Origin of the sequence: Leisingera sp. ANG59 (assembly GCF_013317235.1) — a bacterium.
Taxonomy (GTDB): Bacteria; Pseudomonadota; Alphaproteobacteria; order Rhodobacterales; family Rhodobacteraceae; genus Leisingera.
Genome location: NZ_WLCM01000005.1, coordinates 1 through 13,246 on the forward strand (window position 1 = coordinate 1; position 13,246 = coordinate 13,246).

The 13,246-nt window shown below is 62.9% G+C and carries 13 protein-coding genes; 6 read left to right on the top strand and 7 right to left on the bottom strand.

Annotation, left to right across the window (positions count from 1 at the left end):
* The 4 genes from GKC28_RS06300 to GKC28_RS06315 form a co-directional block, all read left to right on the top strand.
* Window positions 1-1,346: glutamine synthetase family protein (locus GKC28_RS06300; RefSeq protein ID WP_254604169.1), on the top strand; the 1,346-nt coding region annotated here is incomplete at its 5' end.
* A gap of 92 nt (window positions 1,347-1,438) precedes the next feature.
* Complete coding sequence (locus GKC28_RS06305; RefSeq protein ID WP_174146065.1) at window positions 1,439-2,821, top strand: aldehyde dehydrogenase family protein; 1,383 nt, start codon at window positions 1,439-1,441, stop codon at window positions 2,819-2,821.
* Window positions 2,822-2,884: 63 nt separating this feature from the next.
* Window positions 2,885-4,030 (top strand): iron-containing alcohol dehydrogenase, encoded by a 1,146-nt coding sequence (locus tag GKC28_RS06310; RefSeq protein ID WP_174146066.1) that lies wholly within the window; start codon window positions 2,885-2,887, stop codon window positions 4,028-4,030.
* A 1-nt stretch (window position 4,031) separates the two neighbouring features.
* On the top strand, window positions 4,032-4,280 hold the full coding sequence (locus tag GKC28_RS06315) for an iron-containing alcohol dehydrogenase (protein ID WP_368041100.1): 249 nt from the start codon (window positions 4,032-4,034) through the stop codon (window positions 4,278-4,280).
* A 67-nt stretch (window positions 4,281-4,347) separates the two neighbouring features.
* On the opposite strand, the gene GKC28_RS06320 is transcribed toward GKC28_RS06315, so the two are convergent.
* Both GKC28_RS06320 and GKC28_RS06325 read right to left on the bottom strand, forming a co-directional pair.
* Window positions 4,348-4,563, bottom strand: a complete 216-nt coding sequence (locus GKC28_RS06320; RefSeq protein WP_065266022.1) for a hypothetical protein — start codon at window positions 4,561-4,563, stop codon at window positions 4,348-4,350.
* 146 nt (window positions 4,564-4,709) lie between these two features.
* The gene (locus GKC28_RS06325) at window positions 4,710-5,714 is read right to left on the bottom strand and encodes a LacI family DNA-binding transcriptional regulator (RefSeq protein ID WP_174146067.1); all 1,005 of its coding nucleotides are present in this window, start codon (window positions 5,712-5,714) and stop codon (window positions 4,710-4,712) included.
* A gap of 144 nt (window positions 5,715-5,858) precedes the next feature.
* Here GKC28_RS06325 and gap point away from each other — a divergent pair, with 144 nt between their 5' ends.
* Together gap and GKC28_RS06335 are read left to right on the top strand one after the other, a co-directional pair.
* Window positions 5,859-6,887, top strand: coding sequence for a type I glyceraldehyde-3-phosphate dehydrogenase (gene gap / locus GKC28_RS06330; protein ID WP_174146068.1), 1,029 nt, complete (start codon window positions 5,859-5,861; stop codon window positions 6,885-6,887).
* Window positions 6,888-7,123: 236 nt separating this feature from the next.
* Window positions 7,124-8,194 (top strand): Mrp/NBP35 family ATP-binding protein, encoded by a 1,071-nt coding sequence (locus GKC28_RS06335; RefSeq protein WP_174146069.1) that lies wholly within the window; start codon window positions 7,124-7,126, stop codon window positions 8,192-8,194.
* Window positions 8,195-8,417: 223 nt separating this feature from the next.
* Here the strand turns inward: GKC28_RS06335 and GKC28_RS06340 are convergent, their stop codons facing one another.
* The 5 genes from GKC28_RS06340 to phnC form a co-directional block, all read right to left on the bottom strand.
* Complete coding sequence (locus GKC28_RS06340) at window positions 8,418-9,032, bottom strand: chloramphenicol acetyltransferase (protein ID WP_174146070.1); 615 nt, start codon at window positions 9,030-9,032, stop codon at window positions 8,418-8,420.
* A 31-nt stretch (window positions 9,033-9,063) separates the two neighbouring features.
* A complete protein-coding gene (gene phnE, locus GKC28_RS06345; RefSeq protein ID WP_174146071.1) occupies window positions 9,064-10,434 on the bottom strand; it encodes a phosphonate ABC transporter, permease protein PhnE in 1,371 nt (456 codons plus the stop codon).
* Entirely contained in the window at window positions 10,431-11,300 is an 870-nt protein-coding gene (phnE, locus tag GKC28_RS06350) for a phosphonate ABC transporter, permease protein PhnE (RefSeq protein WP_174146072.1), read from the bottom strand. Before phnE (GKC28_RS06350) ends, phnE (GKC28_RS06345) begins: the two co-directional genes overlap by 4 nt.
* Before the next feature lie 115 nt (window positions 11,301-11,415).
* Window positions 11,416-12,318 carry a phosphonate ABC transporter substrate-binding protein gene (gene phnD / locus GKC28_RS06355; RefSeq protein WP_065266015.1) on the bottom strand — a complete coding sequence of 301 codons (903 nt, stop codon included), beginning with the start codon at window positions 12,316-12,318 and terminating at the stop codon, window positions 11,416-11,418.
* 65 nt (window positions 12,319-12,383) lie between these two features.
* The gene (gene phnC / locus GKC28_RS06360) at window positions 12,384-13,202 is read right to left on the bottom strand and encodes a phosphonate ABC transporter ATP-binding protein (protein ID WP_174146073.1); all 819 of its coding nucleotides are present in this window, start codon (window positions 13,200-13,202) and stop codon (window positions 12,384-12,386) included.
* Window positions 13,203-13,246: the final 44 nt, after the last annotated feature.

A 13,246-nucleotide genomic window follows, 5' to 3' on the forward strand; every position in this document is an offset into this window, starting at 1 on the left:
CCTTCGACACTCTTAAGGACCAGGTTGCTTCGGGCGCGGTTGACACCGTTCTGGTCTGCCTTGTGGACATGCAGGGCCGCCTGATGGGCAAGCGCTTCCACGCCAAGCATTTCGTGAATGGCGCCTGGGAGGAAACCCACTGCTGCAACTACCTCTTGGCCACCGACCTGGCGATGGCAACGCCGGACGGTTATGCCTCGACCAGCTGGGAGCGCGGCTATGGCGACTATGTGATGAAGCCCGACCTCTCCACCCTGCGCCCGGTGCCGTGGCTGGAGGGCACCGTGATGGTGCTGTGCGACGTGCTGGATCACCACACCCACGAGGAAGTCTCCCACTCCCCCCGCGCGATCCTGAAGAAACAGGTGAACCGGCTGAAGTCGATGGGCTATGACGCCATGTGCGCCACCGAGCTGGAGTTTTTCCTGTTCGCCAGGAGCTTTGACGAGATCCGTCGCTCGGGCTTCCGCGATCTGGAGCCGATCTCCGGCTACAACGAGGATTACAACATCCTGCAGACCACCCGCGAGGAGCATGTGATGCGCCCGATCCGCAACCACCTGTGGGATGCGGGGCTGCCGATCGAGAACTCCAAGGGCGAGGCGGAGACCGGCCAGGAGGAGCTCAACATCAAATACGCCGCGGCGATGGAGACGGCGGAATACCACACCATCGCCAAGCACGCGATCAAGGAGATCGCCGAGAGCCAAGGCCACGCGGTCACCTTCCTGCCGAAGTGGAGCCACGACAAGGTCGGCTCCTCTTCCCATGTGCATCAGTCGCTGTGGCAGGACGGCAAGCCCGCGTTCTTTGACGAGGCGGACGATCTGGGCATGTCGGCCCTGATGAAGAATTACATGGCGGGCCTCTTGAAATACGCGCCCGACTACACCGCCTTCATGGCGCCCTACATCAACAGCTACAAGCGCTTCATGAAGGGCACCTTTGCCCCGACCCGGATCATCTGGTCGGTGGACAACCGCACCGCGGGCTACCGGCTCTGCGGTGACGGCACCAAGGCGATCCGGGTCGAATGCCGTATTCCGGGCTCCGACATGAACCCCTATCTGGCGATGGCAGGCATGCTGGCGGCGGGCATTGCGGGCATCGAGGAAGGCCTGGAGCTGCAAGAACCGACCAGGGGCGATGTCTATCAGGGCGACACCGGCAAGATCCCCGGCACGTTGCGCGATGCGGCCGCGGCGCTGAAAGGCTCGGAGATGCTGCGCAAAGCGATGGGCGATGACGTGGTCGACCACTACGTGCGCGCGGCGGAAGTGGAGATCGAGGATTTCGACCGGGTGGTCACCGACTACGAGATCGCCCGCGGGTTCGAGCGGGCGTGATCCGGACGCGCCGGGGCGCCGTCCCGGACCCCGGGGTATTTGAAACCAGAAAGAAGCAGGGGCGGCTTGCCCCTTGGAATGGAGTTGATGGCATGGGCCAGGCACTGAAATGCATCTCGCCGATCGACGGATCGGTCTTTGCGGAGCGCGCGGTGCTGTCGCGCGAGGCCGCCTTCGCGGCGGCAGAACGGGCGCGGGCGGCGCAGGCGGCCTGGGCGGCGCGGCCGCTGCGGGAGCGCATCGGTCTGGTGATGGCGGGCGTGGCCGCCGTCGGCGCGATGAACGAGGAGATCGTGCCGGAGCTGGCGCATATGATGGGCCGCCCGGTGCGTTATGGCGGCGAGTTTGGCGGCTTCAACGAGCGTGCGGGCCATATGGCAAAGATCGCCGCAGAGTCGCTGGCAGATATCGAGGTTGGCGATGACGCAACCTTCAAGCGCTACATCAAGCGTATTCCGCACGGCGTGGTCTTTGTGGTTGCCCCCTGGAACTACCCCTACATGACTGCGATCAATACCGTGGCGCCTGCGCTGATTGCCGGCAATACGGTGGTGCTGAAGCACGCGACCCAGACCCTGCTTGCGGGCGAGCGCATGGCGCAGGCCTTCCATTCCGCAGGCGTGCCGCAGGACGTGTTCCAGAATGTCTTCCTGGACCACGACACCACGTCGGAACTGATCGCCTCCAAGGCGTTCAACTTCGTGAACTTCACCGGCTCGGTGGGCGGTGGCCAGGCAATGGAGCGCGCCGCGGCGGGCACTTTCACCGGCGTCGGCACCGAGCTGGGCGGCAAGGATCCGGGCTATGTGATGGAAGACGCCGATCTGGAGGCGGCGGTCGACACGCTGATCGACGGCGCAATGTTCAACTCCGGCCAGTGCTGCTGCGGCATCGAGCGGATCTATGTGCATGAGAGCCTGTTTGATGCCTTCCTTGAGAAGGCCATTGCCATCGTCAAAGGTTACAAGCTGGGCAACCCTCTGGATGCGGAGACCACCATCGGCCCGATGGCCAATGTGCGCTTTGCCAATGAAGTGCGCGGCCAGATCGCCGAGGCGGTTGAGGCCGGCGCCGTGGCCCATATCGAACCCTTTGCCGAAGACGACGGCGGCGCCTATCTGACGCCGCAGATCCTGACAAATGTCACCCACGACATGCGGGTGATGCGCGAGGAAAGCTTTGGCCCCGTTGTGGGGATCATGAAGGTCTCCTCAGATGAGGAAGCCATCCGGCTCATGAATGACAGCGACTTCGGCCTCACCGCCTCGCTCTGGACCAAGGATGTGGAGCGTGCGCAAGCCGTGGGCGATCAAATCGAGACCGGCACCGTCTTCATGAACCGCGCCGATTACCTGGATCCGGGCCTGTGCTGGACCGGCTGCAAGGACACCGGCCGCGGCGGCGGCCTGTCGGTCATCGGCTATCACAATCTGACCCGTCCGAAATCCTATCACCTGAAGAAGGTCACTGGCTGACGGACGGCCCCGCCCGCCCCGTTTCTCCTCCCGGGGCGGGCCTCAGCATCAAAGGAACATCACATGTCTCTCGTTGGAAACTGGTCCTACCCGACCGCAATCAAGTTCGGCGCAGGCCGGATCAAGGAACTTGCGGACGCCTGCGCCGCCGCGGGTATCAAGAAGCCGCTGCTGGTCACCGACAAGGGGCTGGCGGATCTGCCGGTCACCCAAAGCACCCTCGACATCATGGAGGCTGCGGGCCTCGGCCGCGGCATGTTCTCCGAGGTCGATCCGAACCCGAATGAGAAGAACCTGGAGGCAGGCGTTGCCGCCTATAAGGCGGGCGGCCACGACGGGGTAATCGCCTTCGGCGGCGGCTCCGGCCTGGATCTGGGCAAGATGGTGGCCTTTATGGCCGGCCAGACCCGGCCCGTTTGGGATTTTGAGGATATCGGCGACTGGTGGACCCGAGCCGATGCCGATGCGATCGCGCCGATCATCGCGGTGCCGACCACCGCCGGCACCGGCTCCGAAGTGGGCCGCGCCAGCGTGATCACCGACAGCGTTACCCACCAGAAGAAGATCATCTTCCACCCCAAGGTGCTGCCCGCCGTGGTGATCTGCGATCCCGAGCTGACCGTCGGCATGCCCAGGTTCATCACCGCTGGCACCGGGTTGGATGCCTTTGCCCATTGTGTCGAGGCGTTCTCCTCGCCCCATTACCATCCGATGTCCCAGGGCATCGCGCTGGAGGGCATGCGGCTGGTCAAGGACTATCTGCCGCGCGCCTACTCAGACGGCACCGATATTGAGGCCCGCGCGCAGATGATGTCGGCGGCCGCGATGGGCGCCACTGCCTTCCAGAAGGGCCTTGGCGCGATCCATGCGATGAGCCACCCAGTAGGGGCCCATTTCAACACCCACCACGGCACCACCAATGCGGTCTGCATGCCCAGCGTGCTGGAGTTCAACGCCCCCGTGATTGCCGACCGGTTCAACATGGCGGCGGCCTATCTGGGCATCGAAGGCGGTTTCGACGGGTTCCGGGCCTTCGTGCAGGAGCTGAACGACTCCTTGGGCATCCCGCGCAGGCTGGGCGAACTCGGTGTCACCGCCGAAGCGATCCCAGAGCTGGTCAAGGGCGCCATCATTGACCCCTCCTGCGGCGGCAACCCCATTGAGCTGACCGAGGAGAACCTCGCCCAGCTGTTCAAGGCTGCACTGTAANGTGATTGCCGACCGGTTCAACATGGCGGCGGCCTATCTGGGCATCGAAGGCGGTTTCGACGGGTTCCGGGCCTTCGTGCAGGAGCTGAACGACTCCTTGGGCATCCCGCGCAGGCTGGGCGAACTCGGTGTCACCGCCGAAGCGATCCCAGAGCTGGTCAAGGGCGCCATCATTGACCCCTCCTGCGGCGGCAACCCCATTGAGCTGACCGAGGAGAACCTCGCCCAGCTGTTCAAGGCTGCACTGTAAAAATCTCGGTTCACACATTACAGCGCTCTCCGTCCAGCGGAGAGCGCTTTTTTAGTTGGGCAAGGTGTCAGCCGCTGACGTAAACCTTGTCCTTGGGGTAATAGAAAATCTTCTGATTGTGCAGTTGCCCCAGCAATGCATGGACCCGGCGCAAGGTTTCCGCATCAGCGCTGCCTGCCGCTGGGTGGGTTTCCGACAGAGTGTCCCTTGTGTGGCGCAATGAGGTTTCGATCAGGTCCATATCCTCAACCGAAAGCTCGAACATGTCATTGTACTTGGGCATCTGCACTCCTTTACCGGGCCAACCCGCGCTGAACTGGAACCATACCCGCAGGTTGCCCCGGCCAGCCGGTCAAAGCTAGGAAAATCGCCTATGTTCGCTGCTGGGGCGGTTGCCTGACTGTCGCAGCAGCAAGCCGTTACGCCGGGCTAGAGCGTTTCCCCAAGGCTGATCGCGGGTGTCAAACGGTCGAACACCAGCCCCTCTGCCCCGCCGGTTTCCCGGGATTTCAGGATGATCCGCGCCGCACGCTCTCCGATCTCATGGCGGCAGGCATCCGTAGTCGCCAGTTGCAGCGGCAAGCCCTGCAGGATTTGCAGGTTGTTGAAGCCCGCCAAAGCAATATCGCCGGGTACCGACAGTCCCGCGGCCAAGCAATGCATCAGCCCGCCCACGCTCATCACGTCGCTTGAATAATAGATGCAATCCAGGCGAGGGTTGCGCGCAAGCATCTGTGACGTCAGCTGACGGCCGGTCTGGATCGAACTTTCGCCGGAGTAATGCTCCAAATCCGCAAGTGTCAAGCTCTGCGCCGCCAGCCCGTCCGTGAAACCGTCAAAGCGCTTCCGCGCACGGAAATCCTGCGGCATCTTGGTGCCAATGAAACCGATATTCCGGTAGCCGCGGGCAAGGATCTGCTCTGCCATGCCGCGGCCGGCCTGCAGATGCGAGATACCGACGCAATGGCGTACGGGGTCTCCATCGACATCCATCACCTCAACCACCGGGCAATCGGTCTGCTGCAGCATCCGCCGGGTAACCTCGGTATGCTCCAGCCCGGCGACGATCAGCCCCGAGGGCCGCCAGCTGAGCATTTCGCGGATGACGCTTTCCTCTTCCTCCAGATCATAGCCCGACACCCCGACCACCGGCTTCAAGGGGCTTTCTTTCAAGACGGCGGAAATTCCGGAGAGAACCTCCGGAAAGACAAAGCTGTTGAGCGACGGCACCACCACTGCCACCAGATTGACCGACTGCGAGGACAGGGAACCGGCAATCCGGTTTGGCACATAGCCGTGGATCCTGGCGATTTCCTCAATCTTCGCCTTGGTCTTGGCGGACACATCCGGGGCACCGCGCAAAGCGCGGGAGGCGGTCATCTCGCTGACACCGGCCAGCTTGGCCACGTCTTTCAGAAGCAGTTTCTTCGTCATACGCCCATGCTCCTGCAGATCGCGGGCAGCCGCAAGAGCCGCTCTGCTGCAACGGGGGTTGATTTTTGTCAGCGTTATCGATATCGGTTTCGCAACCGTTATCGATACCGGAGAAAGTTCCGGTACACCAGCCGGAGATCAGAGATGACACTGAAGATTGCAATCAACGGATTCGGGCGCATTGGCCGCGGGGTACTGCGGGCGCTGCTTGAAAGCGATGCCAAGGATATCGAGGTGGTGGCCATCAACGACCTGTCGCCGCCGGAAACCCTGGTGCATCTGCTGAAATATGACAGCGTGCACGGGCGGCTGAAGACTCCCGTCTTTCTGGCAGATGACCTGATCCGCGTCGGTCATCACAGCATCCGCCTGAGCGCCGTCCGCAACCCGGAAGACTTGCCCTGGCAGGATGTGGACATTGCCTACGAATGCACCGGCCTGTTCACCGCCCGCGAGGATGCAGCGCGGCATCTGCAAAACGGCTCCAAGCGGGTGCTGATCTCTGCCCCCGGCAAGGATGCGGACCGCACCGTGGCCTTTGGCGTCAACCACATGGATCTGACGGCGGGGGACGTGATCATCTCCAACGCCTCCTGCACCACAAATTGCCTGGCGCCGCTGGCCAAGGTGCTGGACGAGGCCTTTGGCATCAAAACCGGCTATATGACCACCATCCACGCCTACACCGGTGATCAGCCGACTCACGACACCAGCCACAAGGACCTCTACCGTGCTCGTGCAGCCTCGCTGTCGATGATCCCCACGTCCACCGGGGCTGCGCGGGCGATCTCCGAGGTGCTGCCGCATCTGAAAGGGCGGCTGGAAGGCTCTGCCATCCGGGTGCCCACCGTCAATGTCTCCGTGGTGGATCTCAGCTTTGTCCCAGAGCGCCCTGCCACGGTTGAGGCCGTTAACGCGGCGGTGCAGGCGGCAGCTGCAAACGGGCTGGAGGGCATTCTGTCCTACGAGGAAGACCCGCTTGTCTCCGTCGACTTCAACCACGACCCGCATTCCAGCTGCTTTGCCGCCGCGCAGACCGCCGTCACCGCCGAAGGGCTGGTGCGGGTGGTCAGCTGGTATGACAATGAATGGGGCTTCTCCAACCGCATGGTGGACACCGGTCGCCGCATCGGCGCAGTGATGAACGCCGCGGAAGTGGCCTTGGCCAGCTGACGGGATCCTCCCGCCCGTCCTCGGCCCGATGGGCCTCCTCCCGTTGGGCCCGGCGCCGCGCTGACGCGCGGCGCTGTTGCGTTTGCCGCACGGCATCCAGGCCTTCAGCAAGGCCAGCCCGCAAAAAAGCTGACTCCAGGATGCGTTAAAACAAACTCCTGGCTGTGTACGGCTGGCATGACCCGCCGAATTGCGCCAGAACAGGCGCAAGACATGACCAGCTACAGGAGACCGGCGTGACCGTCACCCGTGAAACCGTCCTTGAGGCGCTCAAAACCATCACCGATCCCGTCAGCGGCAGCGATATCGTCAGCGCAGGCATTGCCCGCGCCGTAAGCGTCGAAGGCAGCACCGTCCGCTTTGTGCTGGAAATCGACCCCGGAAAGTCCGAGGCCTACGGCCCGGTGCGCAACAAGGCTGACGCGGCCGTGGCAGCGCTGCCGGGGGTGGAGAAGGTTTCTGCCATGCTGACCGCCCATTCGGAAAAGGCGCCGCCGGACCTGAAACCCAAAAAGGCAGCCCAGCCCCAGCAGCAGACGCCGCAGAAAGTGCCGGGCGTGGCGCGGATCCTCGCTGTGGCCTCGGGCAAGGGCGGCGTCGGCAAATCCACGGTATCTGCCAACATCGCCTGCGCGCTGGCAATGCAGGGGCGCAGGGTGGGCCTGCTGGATGCCGACGTCTACGGCCCCTCGCAGCCAAAGATGCTTGGCATCAGCGGCCGCCCTGCCAGCCCGGACGGCAAGACCATCCTGCCGCTGCGCAACCATGGTGTCACCATGATGTCGATGGGGCTGATGACCGGCGAGGACCAGGCAGTGATCTGGCGCGGGCCGATGCTGATGGGAGCGCTGCAGCAGATGCTCTTGCAGGTGCAATGGGGCGTGCTGGACGTTCTGATCGTCGACCTGCCGCCCGGCACCGGCGACGTGCAGATGACGCTGGCGCAGAAAACCCATGTGGACGGCGCCATCGTGGTCTCCACCCCGCAGGACGTGGCGCTGATCGACGCCCGCAAGGGCATCGACATGTTCCGCAAGATGAACGTGCCGGTTCTGGGCATGATCGAAAACATGTCCACGCATATCTGCTCGAACTGCGGACATGAGGAGCATGTGTTCGGCCATGGCGGCGTGGCGCAGGAAGCCAGGAAGCTCGACGTGCCGTTGCTGGGCGAGGTGCCGCTGCATCTGGACGTGCGGCTGGCCGGCGACAACGGCACGCCGATCGTGGCCGCCAAGCCTGGCAGCGCCCAGGCCAAGGTGTTCCTCGACATCGCCACCCAGCTTGTGGACGCAGGCGCCGCCTGATCCCTGCCAACCCCGGGTCAAGGGCCGCAAGGCGGCGGCGCGCAGCGCCATTTACCCTTGAGGCGGGGATGGCAGAGTACACAATAGGAAAGGCGCTTGAGGGGCAGAATTGCCCCTCAAGCGCTTCTCTGCAGCCCTTCTGCGCCGCGCAGCGGCGCCACGCCGAACTGTGAAATGCATTCTTCGAATGCGCTGATACAGACGTGAGCAACCGCCCGCCGGATTAGGAATACTTCTCCAGGAACTCCTCCACCCGCAAATTGCGGAAGTCCGGCAACGCGGTCCGCAGGGTCTCGTGGTCCCAGTTCCACCAGGCCAGTTCCATCATCTGCGCGGCAATCGCCTCAGGATAGCGACGGCGGATCACCTTGGCGGTATTGCCGCCAACAATGGTGTAGGGCGCAACATCCTTGGTCACAATCGTGCCCGACGCGACGACAGCGCCGTGTCCAACGGTAACCTCAGGCTTGATCATCGCGCCGTGGCCGATCCAGGTGTCATGTCCGATACGGGCAGTTCGCGCGGCACGTCGCGCAAACCACGCCGCGTCATCCTCCGCATCATCCCAGTAGCTCGCCGAACGGTAGAGGAAATGGTGCAGCGACGCCTTCTCCATCGGGTGGTCCGAGGCGCCGATCCGCACGAAGCTGGCGATATTCGCGAACATGCCGATCTCCGCATTGGCAATGTCGCATATGCGGTCGCAGTAGCTGTAGTTGCCGAACACCGCATTTGACACCCGGCTGCCAACACCGATCTCCACATAGGTGCCAAAGCTGCTTCCGGTGATTGTGCATCCGGGATGGATGAAGGGTGCCTCTGCCTGCAAACGGGACATGGTCAGCTCCTCTCCGAAAACCGGCGCCGGGTCAGGGCAGCAGGAAGGCTTCGCCCTCCGCCTTTCGCGGCTTGCGCTTGGCGTTGCCGCCCTCGCCCTTGATCAGGCGGCGGCGCAGCCAGCCGGAAAACCAGTCCATCAGCATCACCATCAGGATAATCAGGGTGATGTAATAGGCCACTTCCTCCCAGTCCTTCTGGGTGATGATCGCCTGTGTCAGCAAGAGCCCGATGCCGCCACCGGTAATCGCGCCGATAATGGTCGCAGACCGCGTGTTGGATTCCAGGAAATACAGCAGCTGGCTCAGCAGCACCGGGGTGATCTGCGGGATCACCCCGAAACGGTAGCGCTGCACCGGCTTGGCCCCGGTTGAAGCCACGCCCTCGATCTGCTTCTGGTCAACGTTCTCCAGTGCCTCGGAGAAGATCTTACCGAAGGTGCCGGTGTCCGTCACCAGGATCGCCAGCGCGCCGGTCAGCGGACCGGGGCCAAAGGCCCGCGCCAGCACCACCGTCCAGATCAGCGAGTCAACGCCGCGCACAAAGTCGAAAAGGCGGCGCATGGCAAAGCGGATGCTGCGCAGGGGCATGAAATTCCGTGTCGCCAGAAAGGCCAGCGGCAGCGCGATGATGCCGGCGCCGATGGTGCCGAGGAAGGCCATCAGCAGGGTCTCAGCTATGGCCCAGGCCACGTCCTGATGGCGCCACATCTTGTTGGTCCAGAACTCTTGGAAGATCGCACCGCCCTCTCCAGTGGCAGCGCGCTGCATCAGCTCCCCTACCCCCATGCCGTAATACGGGCTGTCGAGGGTAAAGAAGAACAGCTCCCAGCCTGCGAAATAGCGGAAAACTTCCGCCCGGTTGCGGGTCACGGTCAGGCGGCCGGCCTCTGTGGTGACGGCCAGGCGGTTCTTCGAAACACTGATCCACTCCGGCACATCACCGGCAGGCAATTCCGCTTGCACGCCCGCGCTGCGGCTCGGGGTGGCCCGTACGGTGCCATAGCCTGGGATCTCGTATGCGATGGTCTCGGAGCCGAAAGTGACCCGATGCCCGTCCTCCAGATCAATGACCGTGGTTTCGCCCAGGGCCACCCAGTCCGGTGACATGCCGTCGGGATAGGCGCCCTTGCGCTCGCCCTCGATGGCCACTGACACCTCACCGCTGCGGTTGTCTCGGGTGACATGGGTTTTGTAGCTGTAGCTGTCGCTCACCAGTGTTTTGGCGTTGTCCAGGCTGGCACGCTCCCACAGTCCCGGCATGTCGAAGACCACAAAGACATAAGCGAGATAGGCCAGCACCGCGGCGGGCAGGGCAAAATTCATCAGCCGCTTTTTCAGAAACAGCCGCGAGATGTCCGACTTCAGGTCTGCCGGTGTCAAGGTGGTGTCAAAAGTGGTCATGCCTTCGCTCCATGGGTCAGGCGATCACGCAACAGACCGGACAGCTGGTCAACGGCCACGATAGTGACAAACAGAAGAAGGAAGATCGCGGCGGCCTCGTCATAGCGCCCCTGCCCCCAGGACATGGCGTTTTTCAGCTCGTAGCCAATGCCGCCCGCGCCAACGAAGCCAAGGATGGCGGAGGCCCGGATGTTGATCTCAAAACGCAGCAGCGCATAGCTCACATAGTTCGGACCGACCTGCGGGATCACTCCCAGCGTCATCCGCTGTGCCCAAGTGGCACCTACGGAAGTCAGCCCCTCGACGGGTTTCAGGGAGGCGTTCTCATTTACTTCGGAAAACAGTTTGCCCAGCGCGCCGGCAGTGTGGATGGCTATGGCAATCATGGCTGGCACCGGCCCGCCGCCCAGTACAAAGATCAGAACCAGAGCGATAACGATTTCCGGAATGGCCCGGCAGATATCACTGATCCGGCGGAACAGCGGAATAAGCACCGGCCACGGCGCCATGCCGCGGGTCGCCAGAAGCGACAGCAGCGTGCCGAACACGGCTCCCACCAAGGTCGAGGCGGCGGCAATGTTCAGCGTCTCCACCAGTGCCGGAAAGAATTGCACCAGATGCCCCGGCAACTGCGCAGCCTTTTCGGCGGCTTCCGCAAGAACCTCGGACGGGTAATCAAAGATGCGGGTGAACCCGTCGGCAAAGGAGCCTGCATTGCGCGCGTCCGCGGTGCGGAACCCCGCGGCCATCAGCGCCACAAAAACCGCCAGAAGAATACCGCCATAGAGCCGCTTGCGCTGGGTATGGGCGGTGTAGTGCTGCCGGATGTCCTCGATGCCCGGCCGGGCGGCTGTCAAATCTGCCATTTGGGGATCCTGATCTTCTAGGGATGGGTGATACTGGGTCCATCCAGGAAATTGCGGGGCTCCAAGACCGGCCCGGAACCCCGCAGAGCACAACTTAATAAGTGCTGGGCTGAAATTACTGGGACTTCAGCTTGCGGGCTTCGATGATCACCTCATAGGCTTCATGGGTGATCGGATCGAAACTCTTGGCCTCACCTGCCGCAACACCATAAAAGCAATCGCGGTCAATCTCGCTGAGGTTGTCCATCAGTGCGGTCATCTTAGCTTTAACGTCTGCCGGCAGAGCCTTGCGCAGAACCACCGGGCCTTCCGGGATCGGGGCGGATTTCCAGATTTCCACCATGTCGTTCATGTCGACCAGACCTGCATCCACGGCACGGCGCAGCGCGCCGGACTGGTAGCCGTCTTCCCATTCGCCCAGACCGTCGGCCCAGGTCACGCCGCCGTCCACGTCGCCGTTGGCAACCGCGACAATGGTCTGCTCGTGGCCGCCGGTGAACTTCACTTCACCGAAGTAGTCGCCAGAGTCCATGGAGGCATTGATCTTGTTCGGGATCTCGATCGACGGGATCAGGTAGCCCGAGGTGGAGTTCGGATCGCCGAAACCGAAGGTCTTGCCTTTCAGGTCTTCCAGCGAGGTGATGCCGCTGTCCTTGCGGGCAAAGCCGACCGAGTAATAGCCGTAGCCGCCGTCGGTGTTCACCTTGACCAGAACCGGCTCAACCGCTTCGGGGTCGGACAGATAGGTCTTGGCATAGCCGGACGCGCCCAGCCAGGCCATGTCGATGGTGCCGCCCAGCAGGCCCTGGATCACGCCGTTGTAGTCAGCAGGCGCAAACAGCTTGGTTTCAACACCCAGTTCTTTCTCGGTGTATTCACGCAGGCACTCGTTGTTGTTCAGGCGGTCCTGAGCGTTCTCTCCGCCCAGGATGCCAATGCGGAATTCCTTGATCTCTTCTGCCGCAACAGGGGCGGTCAGCGCGGTGGTTGCCAGAACGGCAGCAATCAGTTTCTTCATCTTTTGTCTCTCCGGTTGGGTCCCGGCAGAGCAGCCCGCCGGGTCGATGAATTCAGGGTCACGGGTTACTCAGCGGGAATGGCGGCGCGCATCGCGTCCGTCTTTTCCAGCGTTTCAATTTCGGTTGAGGTGGCTGCTTCGGAGAATTCCTCCCCGGCGCCGTAGATCTCGCGGGCCACCCCGGTGGTCAGCTGCTCCGGAAGCCCGTCAAAGACGATGCGCCCGTCGCGCATACCGACGACCCGGTCGCAATAGCGGCGCGCGGTGTCCAGCGTGTGCAGGTTGGCAATGACCGTCCGCCCATCTTCTTCGTGGATGCGGCGCAGCGCCTCCATCACGGTCTGGGCGTTCATCGGGTCGAGCGAGGCAATCGGCTCATCCGCCAGGATGATTTTCGGATCCTGCATCAGCGCCCTAGCAATCGCCACCCGCTGCTGCTGGCCGCCCGACAGCGCCTCGGCCCGCTTGGCCGCGTGTTCGGCAATGCCGAGCCGGTCGAGGATGTCGATTGCCTTGTGAATGTCGGCCATCGGGTACAGGTTGAACAGCGTCGCCACCGCATTGCGGCGGTTCAATGTGCCGTGCAGCACGTTGGACACCACATCCATCCGCGGCACCAGGTTGAACTGCTGGAAGATCATCGCGCATTCGGACTGCCAGGCCCGCTTGTCTTTGCCTTTCAGCCCGGTGACTTCGCGTCCCTCAAACAGGATACGGCCGCCGCTGGCGTCCTCCAGCCGGTTCAGCATCCGCAACAGGGTGGATTTGCCTGCGCCTGAGCGGCCGATGATGCCGATCATGCAGGGCTTGTCGATGTCCAGCGTGGCGGTATTCACCGCAATCTTATCGCCGAAGCGTTTGGTAAGTTTGTCAATGCGCAGCACCGGGGCGCTCCCTTCTCGTTCCGGGATTGCCTATCGGCCCTGCT